A 17,858-nucleotide genomic window follows, 5' to 3' on the forward strand; every position below is an offset into this window, starting at 1 on the left:
ACATGAAATACATAAACCAAATTATCTGCTCAATAATTATTACATCTGCTTCTATCTTATTATACGGATGCAAAAAAGATGGCGCTTGGCGATTTTGGCATAAGTTTGAATGCACTATTAACAATATTCCATATTTCGATAACCCGGAGGTATTTCTGCCGTGGCAGAGTTATACGCCCAATATGGATTATTACTCAAATTACGATGGGAGCAGTCAATTAATTTTTTATTCGTCTTTAGTACCTAAAGATGATACAAAAGAATGGCCCCAATATGATGTCAGATGCACTATCTGGAATTTTACACCAGATATGATTAACAAAAAACTTACATTTTCCATTCCTCCAGAAACAGAAGATATATTCCTACATAGGACATCTTATTTAGAAATTACAAATATGCAAACTTGGAACACCTGTTTTGGTGAGGGGTATATGATAATATCTTCTTATGATGAAACGCAGAATGAGATGTTCGGCAAGCTAAGAGCTGAAACAAAAGACATCGGTGATAATGCATGCAAGCCATTAATTTTAGAAGGCAACTTCCAAGTTATAGTAGAAAAACACCAATAAATTCATTATTATGAAAAAAATAATTCAAACATTAATGTTTATCATATTGATTGCGTCGTGCGCAGACAATGATATCTTGCCAGACAAACCGTTTAATGGCAATGCAGCGGAAGTCGATTCAATTAGAACCGTTGGTGAACTCCCGGAAGATAGTTTAAATATAAAATATATGATGCAAACAAATTCAGATTTGATTATATCAGATAGAATCATCTATAAAAACTCAATTTATGTTTTGGATTTATCACTTGAAGAAGCAAAGCAATTATCAATATCTGATGACATGTATCAGAAGTATATTGAAATTGTCTCAAACATGAACAAGGATAATAAAGAACACTAATAAATATCATTCTCTATATTATCAACATTTAAATTTTATAGATATGAAAAACATCAAATTTTATCTGCAAGCCATTGTGGTCATCGGGCTAATCTCTTCTTGTAGTGATGACACGTACACTACAACTGAACAAAAAAGTATAGTCAATGAACCAAAAGCCATTTATGAAACTGTATACACACAACAACAATTGGCTAATTGGGAAAAAACAGGAAGCCCATATCTAGAAAATGAATTAGATAATTCATCTAATACTCTTATTGACCCCACACTTGCTCCGACAGCCGGAGTTTTTAAACCATTATTACCAGAATCTCAAACAAGAGCATTCGGTGTGAATCCTCAACAGAATCGTTTTTGGACCATGATAAGACTAATTATAGGAAATATTGAAGATTATGATGAAGCGCCATTACGTTCTTGTGTAATCAAAGCTATATCAGAAATTGAAAAACAAACAAATATAAGGTTTTATAATGCCATCGATGATCCTGTAACAGATCCAATCTATGGATTTGCATATCCTAATGTCCGGATACAAATGGCCCCACTGGGACAATCTGGCTCATCTGATGTGGGACGTATAGGAGGAGAACAATATATAAACATACCCTGGGATATGAAAAACAATTTTAACAATTATAAGATTGACGGCGTTGTAGGATTTGTCAAACATGCATTATGTAATGTTGCAGGTATGTATAATGAGCAACAAAGATATGACCGGGATACTTATATCAACGTTTATACAAATAATATCCAACCAGCTAATAGATTTCATTTCGACAAGATTACTCAAAATTATTATGCACGTGGTTCATTTGACTGGAACTCAATTACTTTAGCCAGCTCTTATGATTTTAGTGCCAATGGAGCTAAAACCATTACAGATAAAAGCGATAATGAACTTCCAGTTAATACAGAGTTATCTGATTTGGACCGAATGTTCATCAACTATTTTTATTTACCGTATAAAGCCCGAACAGACGTTTACAGAGAATTGGACGATGTCGTATTTGATGGAAATAACAGGCAACTTACTCCTTCAGAAATCCAAGAGCTTGAAAGATATTTGAATAATGGTGCATATAAGCCGTCAACAGGGGGAATGTCACAAAAACCCTGGTAATTTATATAATGAGAATGATATTTACAGGAGAGTACATTGAAAAATATTCTACTAATATCTATTCTTTGCGCTGTTTTCATGAGATGAAATAATTAAATCAATTTTACATAAAAGAATTAAACATGAAAAGAATTTTATTTTTGCTGCTTGTTGTTGCAGCAATGACAACTTTTAGTTGTACAGACAGGTATGAGGATGTGGAAATTCACAAATCTGTGATCCCTCACACACTTGCAGAAGATTTGCGCATTGTGAATAAGTTTGTGACAATTGACACGGTCAACTATTCGTATTATGCATCAATAACCGACAGCATCATTCAGGCTGAAGGAATTTCAAAAGACAATCTCGTACCGATATTTGAAAATCTCGATGAGTTGAATAAGAAGATAAAAGAAAGTATTCGTAAAGGAGAGATTACTACCTTGTTGCTTTCTACAGAAAAGGAGTTTAAATCCTATACTATCGGCAATAGTAATGAGCTTTCTTTTAAGGATGAGAAAGCATCAAACAATAGTTTCATTACTACCCGCGGTTATCCTTCACTGTCGTTTTACGGAGGAAATTGGAGCATTTCTGATGTCTCTTTCGAAGCGACAGACAAGGTTACGAGCTTATTCTCGGTTGATTACTGTAGCGGCTACTGGCAGGCATCATTTACTTGCTATACAGGTACTTCTTCTTATGGCAACACATTTACGATGTATAGCTCAAGCATTACTCATGGAAATGTCAATCGCTATTGGTGGATTACTAACGGGGGACAATCATCGTATTCCTGGAATTTCTCTGCTAATGGGCCAGTAGGTGGTGAAGCGTCTGGATTAGTGCGATTTACAGATACTTATTAACAGATAGACGAAACACTAATAATTTATAAGTTTTGAGTCTTCAAACAGCCCTTAACAAGTAATCTCAAAAAACAATAGAAATATGAGATTTGCTATTTTTTTACTTATCACATCATTATTTATAGTCTCGTATGGTTGTTCCAAGGAAGAACCATACGAACCGGAAAAGAAATCGATTTCCATATGGGAAGGAGAAACGTCACATATCAGTATCGAAACTGACTTAACCCACTGCAACTGTGCACTACAGTCTGAAGATCAAGAAATTGCAACTGCAACTATTGATAAAACAGGTATCTGCATCACTACACACAAAAGTGGAAGTACCATGATACGGCTTCTGGATAATGATAAAATATTATGTGAGATATTCGTATATGTAAAATATTTCAGCAGCCCGGAAATCATAGATTGGGGGATTCCATTAAAAGAAGGTAGCCCTGGATATCCGGGAATAACTATAAAAGCAACAGACCTAAGAATCCCCCCGGAAATAGAAAAAGAATTGCGAGAAGAAAGTGAACCTTTTATTGGCGCAACTTATACATTTAATCAGGATACGAGAAAGTTCACAATAAAAACTTCTTCAGAAGTATCATATGAAGGTTCATACGAATGGAACCTTACTTCTTTAACCTTAATGTATGACGGAAAAAAAGAAAAATATGGTTTCAAATTTGCAACTGGAATGTCACACGGATATATCATAGAAGCTGATAAAACAGAAAAATATCAACGGCGATATCCTGATGCCGGTATCACAGAAGTAAAGGTTAATCATGTTTGGAAGAATAATGGAATAATTCCACCAGGAGGAATTATTTTTGATTGATTGCAATAAAATGAAACTGTTACTATTAACATCTTGTATACTTGTAACCAAGTATTAAAACTAAGACAAGGTAAACAGTAAACATAAAATTAAGCAAATAAAAAAGTATTATGAGAAAAATCAGTTACAGCCAGTCCTGAAACAAGAGCGAATGGAGTAACTTTGGGTATAAAAAGCCAATATCGACTTAATGCTTCGGGACAAACAAGAACATTATCTGATGAAAACTCTCCCTTAATTTATGAAATAGAAATGAATGATGGTTTGGAAAATGGTAAAATCATTGTTTCTGGCGATAAAAGATTTCCGGAAGTACTAGCATATATGCCTTCATTCAATAAATGCAAGTTCTGTTTTAGCGAAACGGAGCTTGTATTTCATTTAAACAGAGCCTCTGTTTCACCAGAATAGAAGCTCTGTCCTGTTCAGCCCACCTACCGATGACTTTAAGCCCACAGATAAACAACCCTAAGCCCATGTGCCACCCACTTTTGCCCACGTGATGAATCTATATCCCCGCTTGGTGAGCATCGACAGGATTAGATTCGGATAATTGGATATTTGAGTCATCAGTATATCAGATGGATTGGCTTAAATCAGTACAGGTTTTGAATCTTTTCTATTCTGTTTAACTTATTTCAGTACGTTGTGCTTGAATGTGGGTTCCCTGGCTATGTTGTTTAGGGAAACATAAGTTATGAAGTAAGGAAGTGTTAGTTATCTTGCCTTTATCCTTGCGTTAGGCTGCCGGTATTCTTTCATTAGATTACCGGTATTGTTATCTAACCACGGCCGTGGTAACTATTCGTCACGGTCATGGTAGGTTCTCTTCACATCCGTGGTAGAAATTTGTCACGGACGTGACGAATTAGTGATATCGGTAATCTAACGAAAGGATACCGAAGAGATAACGTTAATATCCCGTTAGTATATCCTATGTTTTATAGGGGGATGGGATGATAATACCCTGAGAGCAAAAGTTACTCTCAGGGTGCTATCATGCCCTGCTCTCATAGCTGAAGCTACGATGAATAAAGGCTTTGAAGAAATTTATGAGGGTATGAGGGTAAATCGTGAAAACTTTTGTTTGGAGTGCGTGTTTATTTCTGAAATCGAATTAGCTCATATCCACACGGTAAAGCAACAGAATAAAGAACAAGAATAAACATCTCATTAATTGCCGAATCGAAGAAAATAAGCTATTTTTGTTCTCAACTATAAAAATAGAGTGGTTATGGATACAGCAATAAAGAAAATACCTTATGGAATGACGGACTTTGAGTCTATCATCTGTGATAACTATTACTATGTAGACAAGACACATTTTATTGCCTTGATAGAAAAAACAAGTCGTTTTTTCTTCTTCGTCCGTCCCCGCCGTTTCGGGAAAAGCCTTTTTCTGAATATGCTCGGTCTATACTACGATATCAATAAAAAAGATAAATTCGAAGATATCTTCGGCGGATTATATATAGGCAAGCACCCTACGTCCAACCGTAATAAGTATCTGGTCTTGACACTCAATTTCAGCAGTGTAGCTACCAATATGGAACGACTGGAAGAGACATTCAATACCTATTGCAAAATAGTAATGAATGGATTTGCAGAAAGAAACGCTCATCTGTTAGGACAAAAAACTGTCGAGAAACTACGTGGATTAAATACGGGAGCCACCTTATTGGGATCACTATGCCAAAGCGCACAAAATAAGGGATACAAAATTTACCTTATTCTTGATGAGTATGACAATTTTGCCAACAATATCCTGGTAGATTATGGGAACGAACGTTATCACAGTTTCACACATGGGAACGGATTTTTCCGCGGATTCCTCAAAATCGTGAAAGACTATTCAAATTCTGTGATTGAACGTATTTTCCTTACCGGAGTCAGTCCTGTAACTATGGACGATCTTACCAGCGGATTCAATATTGCAGATAATTATAGTAGTAATTCCGCATTCAATAACATGATAGGATTCAATGAGCACGAAGTACGCACTTTAATAGATTATTATAAAAACTGTACAGAGTTGCCACATTCTACCGACGAATTGATAGAAACCATGAAACCTTGGTACGACAATTATTGTTTCTCTACAGAAGCATTGAAAGAACCGTCTATGTACAACTCGGACATGGTACTCTACTTCATGAATCGCTATCTACTGAACAAACGTATTCCCAACAATATGCTTGACGCCAACATTCGCACCGACTACAACAGGCTGCGTCATCTTATCCACGTTGACAAGACTTTTGGAGAAAACGCAAGTGTCGTTCAAGAAATAGTGGAAAAAGGTGTTACCACCGGAATTATCATCGATAGTTTCCCGGCCGAAGATATTATCAAGGTTGAGAATTTCAAAAGTCTGCTCTATTATTATGGGATGCTCACCATTAACGGTACTCGAGGACCGATGAATATACTCTCCATTCCCAACCAGACTGTTCGTGAACAACTCTATGGATACATGATCGACATCTATCAACAAGCGACAAAGCTCAGTCTGAATGTGGATAAACTGAACTTCCTGATGTACGACATGGCTTACGAAGGTAATTGGGAACCTTATTTCAACTATATTGCCAACCAGTTGGATAATCAAAGCAGTATACGAGAATTTATCGAAGGAGAAGCACACATAAAAGCTTTCATACTCGCTTATCTGGGGCTGAACAGCTACTATATCGCCCGCCCCGAATACGAAAGCAACAAAGGATACGCGGATATTTTTCTACAGCCCCGCTTGCTGCAACTTCCCGACATGGCGTACAGTTACTGTATTGAAGTAAAATATGCCAAACGTGATGCCGCCGATATGGAAATAGAGAAATTGACAGTCGATGCCAAAACACAACTGAAACAGTATGCAGCAAGTGAATGGATTCTGCAAGATAAGAGAACCACAGAATTGAAGAGTATCGCTTTAGTGTTTAAAGGCTGGAAACTGGTAAAAGTAGAAGAAGCATGAACAACATCATGAAGTTTTTTCATTCCTTATATATAATAAGGTATATGTGAAAACATGTCCGTCAGCTTTCTTGCAGAAGAGAGAAAATTTTTCATTCATGAAGCAGGCATTTATTTTATTGAATATCAGCATATAACAAGACATCAATAGAAGAGAAGTGAAATTTTCTTCGTTTTTTTTTCGCGAATTGTTTGCCAGTTTAAAAAAAGTTCCTACCTTTGCATCCGCAATCGAGAAACAAACACAGATTCGAGAAAGCAAAAGCAGAAATGCAACAATAGGATGGCCCGTTCGTCTATCGGTTAGGACGCAAGATTTTCATTCTTGAAAGGGGGGTTCGATTCCCCCACGGGCTACAAGTAAAAAGAATAAAAGAACTAAAAAACAGATTAGTCGAGATGGCAAATCATAAATCATCACTGAAAAGAATCAGACAAGAAGAAACAAGAAGACTTCACAACAGATACTATGGTAAGACCATGAGAAATGCTGTTAGAAAGCTTCGCACAACTACTGATAAGGCAGAAGCAGTTGCAATGTATCCGAGCGTTTCAAAGATGTTGGATAAGTTAGCTAAAACAAATGTAATTCATAAGAATAAAGCTAACAATCTGAAATCCAAGTTAGCTATTTACATTAACAAGCTTGCTTAATAATAAGAATTCAACAATTCTACATAGCATCAGGTCAAACTTTAAAAGTTTGACCTTTCTTGTTTATAAACACGTGAATATCAACTCCGCCAAGCAAGCCAAGAATCCGCTTACATTCTTTATTTTTCACGGTTTATTCTTCGCCAAGTCGACAAAATTCACTATATTTGCTCTGTTATTAAAGTTAGAAAGACAATTATGAGCGAAGAACAAATCACTCCCAATAACGGGTCTTATTCTGCGGATAGCATCCAAGTATTGGAAGGTCTTGAAGCAGTAAGAAAACGCCCTGCGATGTACATCGGTGACATCAGCATAAAGGGACTTCACCACCTGGTATACGAAATCGTTGACAACTCTATCGACGAAGCACTGGCCGGCTATTGCAGCCATATCGAAGTGACTATCAACGAAGACAATTCAATCACAGTACAGGACAACGGACGTGGTATTCCGGTTGATTATCACGAAAAAGAGAAGAAGTCGGCATTGGAAGTAGCCATGACCGTTTTGCACGCCGGAGGTAAGTTCGACAAAGGGTCTTACAAAGTATCCGGAGGTTTGCACGGTGTGGGTATGTCTTGTGTGAACGCACTGTCTACCCACATGACAACGCAAGTATTCCGTAACGGTAAAATCTACCAGCAGGAGTACGAGATAGGTAAACCGCTTTATTCTGTAAAGGAAGTCGGTACATCCGACATCACAGGAACCCGCCAACAATTCTGGCCGGACGGCAGTATCTTTACAGAAACTGTATATGATTACAAGATTTTAGCTTCACGCCTGCGTGAACTGGCTTATCTGAACGCTGGTCTGCGTATTTCTCTGACCGACCGCCGGGTAGTAAATGAGGATGGCAGCTTCAAAAGCGAACAGTTCTATTCAGAAGAGGGTTTGAGAGAATTCGTACGTTTCATTGAGTCTTCACGCGAGCACTTGATTAACGACGTCATCTACCTGAATTCAGAGAAGCAGGGAATTCCTATCGAAGTAGCTATCATGTACAATACCGGGTTCTCTGAAAACGTTCACTCGTATGTTAATAATATCAACACCATCGAAGGAGGTACTCATCTGGCAGGTTTCCGTCGCGCACTGACCCGCACGCTAAAGAAATATGCTGAAGACAGCAAGATGTTGGAAAAGGTAAAGGTGGACATCTCGGGAGATGACTTCCGTGAAGGTCTGACCGCCGTTATTTCTGTAAAAGTAGCCGAACCTCAGTTTGAAGGACAGACCAAGACAAAGTTGGGCAACAACGAAGTAATGGGTGCTGTAGACCAGGCAGTAGGTGAAGTTCTGGCATATTATCTGGAAGAGCATCCGAAGGAAGCGAAAGCCATCGTTGACAAAGTGATTCTGGCTGCTACTGCGCGTCACGCTGCAAGAAAAGCCCGTGAGATGGTACAACGCAAGTCGCCGATGTCAGGCGGTGGTCTGCCGGGCAAATTGGCGGACTGTTCGGATAAGGACGCGACTAAATGCGAATTATTCCTTGTCGAGGGTGATTCGGCAGGTGGTACTGCCAAACAGGGACGTAACCGTATGTTCCAGGCTATTCTTCCGCTGCGCGGTAAGATTCTGAACGTAGAAAAAGCAATGTACCACAAAGCTTTGGAAAGTGATGAAATTCGCAATATCTATACAGCTCTTGGCGTGACTATCGGAACCGAAGATGACAGCAAAGCTGCCAATATTGACAAATTGCGTTATCACAAGATTATCATCATGACCGATGCCGATGTCGATGGTTCTCACATCGACACGCTGATTATGACGTTCTTCTTCCGCTATATGCCGCAAATTATCCAAAACGGCTACCTGTACATCGCTACTCCCCCACTCTATCTTTGCAAGAAAGGTAAAATAGAAGAGTATTGCTGGACAGACGCACAACGCCAGAAATTTATCGATACATATGGCGGCGGTTCGGAAAACGCAATCCACACACAACGGTACAAAGGTTTGGGTGAAATGAACGCTCAGCAATTGTGGGAAACGACTATGGATCCCGAAAACCGTATGCTGAAACAAGTACATATTGATAATGCCGCAGAAGCCGATTACATCTTCTCTATGTTGATGGGTGAAGACGTAGGACCACGCCGCGAGTTTATTGAAGAGAATGCAACGTATGCAAATATCGATGCATAATTTTAATATTACGTTTTTATAAACCAACCTCACATCTTACAACGAGGAAACGCCGATGGCGAAGGAAAATCCTTCGATCGGCGTTTTTCTTTTGTCTGACGGGAATTAAACAGTATTTTGAGCCAATTTACACACTCTTCCCTTAATAAAACCTAACAACAGAATCGATTTCCGGGCAAAATGACTATCTTGCATAAAAACCAAATACAACAGCAACTATGAAATTAAAAACTGCGCTTCCCAAGCCCTTACTTGCAAAGATGAGATTGTTTCTTATTGTTCTGACTTCCTGCGTTATCACCACCTGTATTTTCCTGATTATCATTCATCCGGAAGCATGGGTTGCGCCGTCATGCGGAATAGCAATAGCCCTGTGTATATTACTATATCAGGTATATTGCATCCGTAAGAGACGAAAATCCTAGATGAGATGTTGCTTCCTCAGTTCTTCGGCAACTACTTCAAGTTCTTCGTACCATTCTTCACCGAACTTACGGATTAAAGGCTCCTTCAAAAATTGATATACAGGAAGATTCTCTTTTTTCCCTAACAAAACTGCTGCCTTACATACGTCCCAACGATGATAATTCACCGCTTTATAAGGTCCGTAGTCTCCAATCCGGATAGGATAAAGATGGCAGGACACCGGTTTGTAAAAGTCTGTTTTCCCTTCGCGATAAGCCTTCTCAATAGCGCAGTAACAGCATCCTTTTTCATCATAACAAGTAAAGACGCAATCCTTATTATTTACAATCGAGGTTACTAAATCGCCTTCTTCGTCTGTATATACCACGCCTTGCTTTTCTATTATCGCACGAGCTTCCGGTGCCAGTTCATCCCAAATGACCGGCAACACTTCTTCCAGTTTCTCCACCTCTTCCAATTCTACAGGTGCACCTGCATCACCCTCAATGCAACATTCACCTTTACAAGCATCCAAGTTACAAAGAAACTTTTCCTGAAAAACATCAAGAGACACTACTACATCACCAATCTGTATCATACTAAAACTTATGTGAGACAAAAAGGGCGGAGTTATACTCCGCCCTCTCGGTTATAGAAATCCAAATTACTTAATCAATACGTTACCATCCATTTCAGCCGGAACTTCCATACCCATAATCTTCAAGATAGTCGGAGCAACATCTGCCAAACGACCATCTTCTACTGTCGCAGCCTTGTTCTCTGTCACATAAATGCAAGGAACAGGGTTCAGAGAGTGAGCAGTGTTCGGTGTACCGTCTTCGTTCAAAGCATGGTCAGCGTTACCGTGGTCGGCAATGATGATTGCTTCGTAATCCTGTGCTTTGGCAGCTTCGATTACATCCTTCACGCAAGCGTCTACAGCAACAACTGCTTTCTCGATAGCTTCGTAAATACCGGTATGGCCTACCATATCACCGTTAGCGAAATTCACTACAATGAAATCATATTTATTTTCGTTGATAGCAGCCACCAATTTATCTTTTACTTCATAAGCGCTCATTTCCGGTTTCAAGTCGTAAGTAGCCACTTTCGGAGAAGGTACGAGGATACGTTCTTCCTTGTCAAACGGAGTTTCGCGTCCACCGTTGAAGAAGAATGTCACGTGGGCATACTTTTCAGTTTCAGCGATATGAAGCTGGCTCTTGCCGTTCGCAGAAAGATATTCACCCAGTGTATTAGCAACATTTTCTTTATCGAACAGGATATGAACACCCTTGAAAGAAGCGTCATACGGAGTCATGCAGTAATATTGCAGCCCCGGAATTGTATGCATACCAGCTTCCGGCATATCTTGTTGAGTCAGCACAACGGTCAACTCTTTCGCACGGTCGTTACGGTAATTGAAGAAGATTACCACATCGCCTTCTTTGATTGTTCCGTCAACGTTTGCATTTACAATCGGCTTGATAAATTCGTCTGTCACGCCTTCGTCATATGATTCCTGCATTGCCTGAACCATGTCGGCAGCTTTCTTTCCTTCGCCGTTTACCAGCAGGTCATATGCTTCTTTCACACGTTCCCAACGTTTGTCACGGTCCATAGCATAGTAACGGCCGATGATAGAAGCAATCTTTCCTGCTGATTTCTCGCAGTGTGCAGAAAGTTCTTCGATAAAGCCTTTACCACTCTTCGGGTCGGTGTCACGACCATCCATGAAGCAGTGGATGAATGTACTGTCGATATTGTATTCTTTAGCGATGTCGCAAAGTTTGAAAAGGTGAACGAGTGAGCTGTGTACGCCACCGTTGGAAGTCAATCCCATGAAGTGAACGCTCTTTCCGTTTTCTTTTGCATAAGAGAAGGCTGAAACGATTTCAGGATTCTTCAGGATACTGTTGTCCGCACATGCACGATTGATTTTCACCAAATCCTGATAAACCACGCGTCCGGCACCAATATTCAAGTGACCTACCTCAGAGTTACCCATCTGTCCGTCGGGCAAGCCAACGTTTTCACCGCTTGCCTGAAGCTGAGAATGAGGATAAGTAGTTGTCAGATAATCCCAGTAAGGAGTGGGAGTGTTGAAGATTACGTCGTCTTTCTTTTGGTCGCCTAATCCCCAACCATCGAGGATCATTAAAAGGGCTTTCTTGCTCATAATATTTCAATATTTAAATTATCACTCTGATTTTCGGGCGCAAAGGTACGAAAAAGATGGTTATGTAAACGTTTAATCTATGTTAAGTTACAGTAGCCGGGCGAAGGAAGTCTCAGTCTTTTTGCAGAACAGGATACTGCCAGGCAGGCATTGAAGATGAAAGCGGGAAATAATTCCAGCGACATTCACATTCTCACGGGAACAATGGATGCTTTCGCCTCTATTATCTTGAATAATGTGAATACAATCATGAAACGCATGACAAGGTTGTCGATAGTCCTGATGCTTCCGACATTGATTGCCAGCTTCTATGGCATGAATGTGGAGATTCATTTGAAAGAGGAGCCTTTCGCTTTCTCGCTGATTGTACTCTTCTCTATCGGATTGTGTACAATGGCATTCGTGATATTCAGGAAGATTAAATGATTCTGATATAAAAAAACAGCCTGTCATCCAGTCACAGATAACAGGCTGAAATTATACGTTTTTACTTCGATAGAGAATTAATTAAAAGAGAATGTTTAGAGAGAGAAATTAAATTCTATTTTAGTTTACTTTTCTTCCACCCAATGGGATAGAGACTCCAACGAATCCGTTGACAGAGTTAGAGTTCTTTCCTAAGAACATATAGTCGGTTCCAACAAATAATGGGCCTAATTTCAGACCTAAACCGAAAGACTTACCTGCTGACTGAATTACTGAGTAACTAAGAGCTACGTTAAACCAGCTTTTCGGACGATAGTTTGCAGAGAATGTCAATTCGGTCATAGCTTTCGGCTGTACAAAACGAGTTGTATACAATCCACCAACTGCCAGTTTGTTATTGAAGAAACCGTATTCTGCACCTAATACTAATGTAGAAGCCAGACGAGATTTGCGAGATTTAGCTGCATCTTCCGTTCTAAGTTGCAACATTTCATAATCAAGTACATCACCATTACTTACACGATTTAAATAATCCATCGCTTCGTTTGAAAAACCATTAATAATAGCTTGAGCTTGAGCCAAAGCATCAGGATCGGCAGGATTGATAGCAGAAAGCTGATCAACATAAGTCTGACCTTTCATATCAATACCACCATTAGCACTAGCTATTTGTGTACTTCCTTTAGACCATGTAATAAAACCTAAGTCTAGAATGGATGCAGAGACTGTCAGATTATCCAATATTTTATATGAGGCACCTAAATCAATACCAAATCCATAACCAGCAATACCCATATCTTTAGCCTCAAACTCTATATCGCTAATATAATCTTGTCCTGGTTCTTGTGTCAAATTAAGTCCTTTAAAAGAGCTTTCCAAAGTAGCACCTACAGCCAACTCCGCCTTATAGTTACCAATTTCATTTTTTAAATCCTCTATCTGAGCAAGGTTGGTAATCTGCATTCGCTCAAATTCTGCTATTCTAGATTCACCTGGCAAAACAGCATTCATATATGCGTTGTTAATTTTCAACTCCATATTACCAATACCTAATAGAGCCTTCACTCTGGCGCCAACAGTCAAACGATTGTTTATCTGTCGCGAAAGACCTAGACCAATCTCGGTATACGCATTTATATTCAATTGTTGTCCACCAATATTATATTTTTGGTTTTCCCATGTTTTATCTTCAAATCCATCCATTTCATTCAAGAAAGTGAATATAGATTTTGTCAAGTTCGCACCAATATCCGTACGGAGACCAATATTAAATGACCAGAAGTTTTTGCCTTTGTACCATCCGGCAGAAAGAATTTCTGTGCTGAAGTTTACATTCAGTTTATTATTATCTTTCAGACGATTCATAAAGTCCGTACTTTTATAGAAATCATCTCCATCATCAATAATATCAATGATATCCTGATATCCTAACGAAGTAGAACCAACCGTTGCATTTACGGCACCAATTACCGGAAGGTTAAAATACCCTTTAGTCGGTGTCAAAGCCGGATTCAATTGTTGACGATAATGCGTGCCTTCCATAAAATAAGAAGTACGTAAGAACTGTGCATTTGCAGAAAGAGCGCAAACCAACATGATAGAAAATACCCCAATAATTCTAAAAGAACATAATAGCTTGTTTGTTGCCATGATTTTAAACTTTTTAATTCTTGTTACCGTTTGCAAATATATAGCATTTCAATAACAATTAAAAGCACTAAGCAACACCTTTTCATACTAAACAGAACAAAACCAGGCTTATATGTAACAAAATCGTGCTTATTCTGCAAAAAAATGTAGAAATTACAAGTTCGGAGAGAACAAATAAACCTAGAATCCCAAAGAAAGTTGTCCGTCTCCCAGCAGATTAAATGTTAAACGATGATAAGGAGTTGTCCCACGTTCGGCAATGGCAGCACGGTGTTTCTTCGTCGGGTAACCTTTATTATGATTCCAATCGTAAAACGGATATTCCTCGTGGAGACGGTTCATATAGTCATCTCTATAAGTTTTGGCCAAAATAGATGCGGCGGCTATTGAAAGAAATTTCCCATCTCCCTTTATTACCGTGGTATGAGGAATATCGGGGTATTTATTGAAACGATTGCCATCAATTAGCAGATGCTGCGGACGGGTAGTCAGTTGGTCGACAGCACGGTGCATGGCCAGGAAAGAAGCACGCAGGATATTTATCTCATCTATTTCTTCCGGTGAAACGACACCAACCGCCCAGGCTATTGCTTCCTTTTCTATCACCTCACGCAATGCATAGCGCTGTTTTTCCGTCAGTTGCTTGGAGTCATTCAACAACTCATTCTTAAAGTCCTTCGGAAGAATCACGGCAGCAGCATAGACCGCACCTGCCAGACAGCCACGACCTGCCTCATCGCATCCCGCTTCAATCAGATTCTCATTCAAATAAGGTAATAGCATTTTTATCGTTTTTATTCAGGTACAACTTATTTTTATTCAAGCACAAAGGTAAAGGAAATAAAAAAAGGAGACTCGTTTTCCGTCTCCTTTTTCTTGGTTATTTCTTACTTTTTTTAGAACAAGCTCCAAGCAACAGTGAGCCCTGCCATCACAATGGCTACCATGCTCATCAGTTTTATCAGAATATTCAAGCTGGGCCCGGACGTATCCTTGAACGGATCGCCTACCGTGTCGCCTACTACGGTTGCTTTATGAACTTCGCTGCCTTTGCCACCGAAGTTGCCTTCTTCCACATATTTCTTTGCGTTATCCCATGCACCGCCGGCATTAGCCATGAAGATAGCCAATACGAAACCACTGCTCAGACCACCAATCAGCAGACCAAGCACACCGGGAACACCAAAGACGAGCCCGGTAAGGATAGGAGTAATGATAGCAACCAGAGAGGGAACGACCATTTCCCTTTGTGCCCCTTTTGTAGAGATGGCAACACAGCGTTCGTAATCCGGTTCGGCTTCTCCCGTCAGGATACCTTTGATTTCACGGAACTGGCGACGTACCTCGTCTACCATATGCCCTGCGGCACGCCCTACCGCATTCATCGTCAGCCCACAGAACAGGAAGGCCATCATCGAACCGAGGAACATGCCCGAAAGAACTTTCGGGTTCATCAGGTTCACTTCATAATAGTTCATGAAGTCGATAAATGTCGCATTCGCTACGTTGAAAGGGCTTCCATCCGAGTAAGTCAAGTCCACACTGCCGAGACGGGTCAGGCCGATTCGGATTTCCTCAATATAAGATGCCAACAAAGCCAGACCAGTCAGTGCGGCGGAGCCGATTGCAAAACCTTTTCCTGTGGCAGCGGTTGTATTTCCGAGAGAGTCGAGCGCGTCGGTACGTTTGCGGACTTCAGCACCCAAGCCTGCCATTTCCGCATTACCGCCTGCATTATCGGCAATCGGGCCGTAGGCATCCGTTGCCAATGTAATGCCTAATGTAGAAAGCATGCCGACAGCAGCAATACCGATTCCGTACAATCCCATTCCGACATTGGCAAAGTCGCCACCGGAAGCCAATAGATAAGAAGCTATGATGCCTACGACTACGGCAATCACAGGAATAGCCGTAGAAAGCATGCCCAGACCGATACCGGAGATAATCACCGTGGCAGGACCGGTCTTTCCGCTTTCACTCAGTTTCTGAGTGGGACGATAAGACTGGGAAGTATAATACTCCGTAGAACGTCCGATGACAATGCCGACCAGCAGGCCGACTACCACGGCACAAGAAATCAGCGCCCAGTTATCAAGTTTCAAAAGCCACAATATAAGGAAGGTAGCTATAACGATAAGCACGGAACTAAGATTCGTTCCGAATGCCAACGAGCCCAACAAGTCTTTCATCTTCGCATCCTCCTTGGTACGGACAGCGAATATACCTATAATAGAAAGGATTATGCCCACTGCCGCAATCAGCATCGGAGCAATAACGGCTTTGAACTGCATCACCGTATCGGCAGAATGGATAAAGGCGGCAGCACCCAAGGCAGCGGTTGCCAAGATAGAACCGCAGTAAGATTCATATAAATCGGCTCCCATACCGGCTACGTCACCGACGTTATCACCTACGTTGTCGGCAATAGTGGCGGGATTGCGCGGGTCGTCCTCAGGAATTCCGGCTTCCACCTTACCCACCAGGTCGGCTCCCACATCGGCAGCCTTTGTATAGATACCACCACCGACACGGGCAAAAAGCGCCTGTGTGGAAGCTCCCATACCGAAAGTAAGCATTGTAGTGGTAATCACGCAGAGTTTATGAGTAGGCGTGAGCGCGTCGGCAGGAATTACCGCGTTCAGCAACAGATACCAAAAGGAAATATCGAGCAAACCAAGGCCGACAACCACCAGTCCCATCACCGCGCCGCTTCGGAAAGCGATTCTCAATCCTGAGTTCAACGAGCTGCGCGCGGCATTGGCGGTACGCGCCGATGCATAAGTTGCCGTTTTCATTCCAAGGAAACCGGAAAGACCGGAGAAGAAACCACCCGTCAGGAAAGCAATGGGAACCCATGCATTCTGAACATGAAAGCCATAAGCCATAATTGAGAACAAAATTACCAGACCCAGGAATACCCTGCCTACAATCTTGTATTGCTGTTTCAAGTAAGACATAGCGCCTTTGCGCACGGCAGCGGCAATTTTTATCATTTGGGGAGTACCTTCACTCTCCTTCATCATTTGCTTATGGAAGTAATAAGCAAAGCAGAGGGCTAACACGGAAGCAGCCGGAACCAGCCAGAAAAGAATGCTATCCATAGAATTATTTTTTTAAGGGTTTACGGTGGCTAAAATTATGGAAATCAAACGACAAAAGCAAGTAAGAAAGAAAGATTCTGATAGAATAATGTTCATTTTTGTGCAGGAATGAGCCAAATCTCCAATTATCCGTATCCAAACCAGCCAAAACTCTCTTACCAAATTTTATGCTGTAATCCGGTTTCAACCGTTTCAGTTTTATTCTCAAACGCCTTTGTAGAAGGGGATAGCGGCTGAAGGCAGTTTTTTACTTTTTATATTTGATAGGAGATTTAGCTGTAACAAATAGGAAATTTAGTTGTTATAAGTAGGAGATTTAGCTGTAACAAGTAGGAGACTTGACCGTAACAAGTACTACACTCAATGAAATGATATAGGAGACTTGAGTGAGTCAAGTACATGGTCCGATATATTTCAATACTGCTTTGATTCATCCCCGCACAGAAGCGAATCAATATACCCGAAACAACCGGAACCATATGAATGGGAATTATTTACGCCCGTTTAGAGCCTGTTTAAATTCTCTTCAGTCATAATCTTATAGCTGATATTTTAACTTACCCCGGCTCTTCTTGTCGCGTCC

General features: G+C 40.5%; 13 protein-coding genes, 1 tRNA gene and 1 pseudogene. 10 read left to right on the top strand and 5 right to left on the bottom strand.

Annotation, left to right across the window (positions count from 1 at the left end):
- Positions 1–2: 2 nt before the first annotated feature.
- From NSB03_RS01090 to gyrB, 9 genes are all read left to right on the top strand, one after another.
- Positions 3–575, top strand: coding sequence for a hypothetical protein (locus NSB03_RS01090; RefSeq protein ID WP_024986099.1), 573 nt, complete (start codon positions 3–5; stop codon positions 573–575).
- A gap of 10 nt (positions 576–585) precedes the next feature.
- Positions 586–918: a hypothetical protein gene (locus tag NSB03_RS01095; protein WP_024986098.1), complete on the top strand. Its 333-nt coding sequence runs from the start codon at positions 586–588 to the stop codon at positions 916–918.
- A 43-nt stretch (positions 919–961) separates the two neighbouring features.
- A complete protein-coding gene (locus NSB03_RS01100) occupies positions 962–2,047 on the top strand; it encodes a M12 family metallopeptidase (protein WP_024986097.1) in 1,086 nt (361 codons plus the stop codon).
- Between the two features lie 161 nt (positions 2,048–2,208).
- Positions 2,209–2,898: a hypothetical protein gene (locus NSB03_RS01105; protein WP_257466151.1), complete on the top strand. Its 690-nt coding sequence runs from the start codon at positions 2,209–2,211 to the stop codon at positions 2,896–2,898.
- An 82-nt stretch (positions 2,899–2,980) separates the two neighbouring features.
- Positions 2,981–3,730 carry a hypothetical protein gene (locus NSB03_RS01110; RefSeq protein ID WP_024986095.1) on the top strand — a complete coding sequence of 250 codons (750 nt, stop codon included), beginning with the start codon at positions 2,981–2,983 and terminating at the stop codon, positions 3,728–3,730.
- A gap of 1,234 nt (positions 3,731–4,964) precedes the next feature.
- Positions 4,965–6,704 (top strand): PD-(D/E)XK nuclease domain-containing ATP-binding protein, encoded by a 1,740-nt coding sequence (locus tag NSB03_RS01115; RefSeq protein WP_257466152.1) that lies wholly within the window; start codon positions 4,965–4,967, stop codon positions 6,702–6,704.
- A 284-nt stretch (positions 6,705–6,988) separates the two neighbouring features.
- Positions 6,989–7,060 (top strand) — tRNA-Glu (locus NSB03_RS01120).
- 42 nt (positions 7,061–7,102) lie between these two features.
- The gene (gene rpsT, locus NSB03_RS01125; RefSeq protein ID WP_024986092.1) at positions 7,103–7,357 is read left to right on the top strand and encodes a 30S ribosomal protein S20; all 255 of its coding nucleotides are present in this window, start codon (positions 7,103–7,105) and stop codon (positions 7,355–7,357) included.
- Between the two features lie 198 nt (positions 7,358–7,555).
- Entirely contained in the window at positions 7,556–9,514 is a 1,959-nt protein-coding gene (gyrB, locus tag NSB03_RS01130; protein WP_024986090.1) for a DNA topoisomerase (ATP-hydrolyzing) subunit B, read from the top strand.
- 421 nt (positions 9,515–9,935) lie between these two features.
- Here the strand turns inward: gyrB and NSB03_RS01135 are convergent, their stop codons facing one another.
- Both NSB03_RS01135 and gpmI read right to left on the bottom strand, forming a co-directional pair.
- The gene (locus NSB03_RS01135; protein WP_135038329.1) at positions 9,936–10,517 is read right to left on the bottom strand and encodes a DUF3109 family protein; all 582 of its coding nucleotides are present in this window, start codon (positions 10,515–10,517) and stop codon (positions 9,936–9,938) included.
- A gap of 66 nt (positions 10,518–10,583) precedes the next feature.
- Positions 10,584–12,098 carry a 2,3-bisphosphoglycerate-independent phosphoglycerate mutase gene (gene gpmI, locus NSB03_RS01140; RefSeq protein WP_024986089.1) on the bottom strand — a complete coding sequence of 505 codons (1,515 nt, stop codon included), beginning with the start codon at positions 12,096–12,098 and terminating at the stop codon, positions 10,584–10,586.
- Positions 12,099–12,287: 189 nt separating this feature from the next.
- On the opposite strand from gpmI, the pseudogene NSB03_RS01145 reads away from it, so the two are divergent.
- Positions 12,288–12,524, top strand: a pseudogene (locus tag NSB03_RS01145) (CorA family divalent cation transporter); the annotation flags it as partial.
- Between the two features lie 120 nt (positions 12,525–12,644).
- On the opposite strand, the gene NSB03_RS01150 reads toward NSB03_RS01145, so the two are convergent.
- The 3 genes from NSB03_RS01150 to NSB03_RS01160 all read right to left on the bottom strand — a co-directional run bounded on the left by NSB03_RS01150 (position 12,645) and on the right by NSB03_RS01160 (position 17,275).
- Positions 12,645–14,174, bottom strand: a complete 1,530-nt coding sequence (locus NSB03_RS01150; RefSeq protein WP_024986087.1) for a DUF5723 family protein — start codon at positions 14,172–14,174, stop codon at positions 12,645–12,647.
- Positions 14,175–14,354: 180 nt separating this feature from the next.
- The gene (gene rnhB / locus NSB03_RS01155) at positions 14,355–14,957 is read right to left on the bottom strand and encodes a ribonuclease HII (protein WP_121765506.1); all 603 of its coding nucleotides are present in this window, start codon (positions 14,955–14,957) and stop codon (positions 14,355–14,357) included.
- 113 nt (positions 14,958–15,070) lie between these two features.
- Complete coding sequence (locus tag NSB03_RS01160) at positions 15,071–17,275, bottom strand: sodium-translocating pyrophosphatase (RefSeq protein ID WP_242358823.1); 2,205 nt, start codon at positions 17,273–17,275, stop codon at positions 15,071–15,073.
- Positions 17,276–17,858: the final 583 nt, after the last annotated feature.

The sequence above is a fragment of the Bacteroides acidifaciens genome, assembly GCF_024623065.1.
In the GTDB taxonomy this organism is placed as follows: domain Bacteria; phylum Bacteroidota; class Bacteroidia; order Bacteroidales; family Bacteroidaceae; genus Bacteroides; species Bacteroides acidifaciens.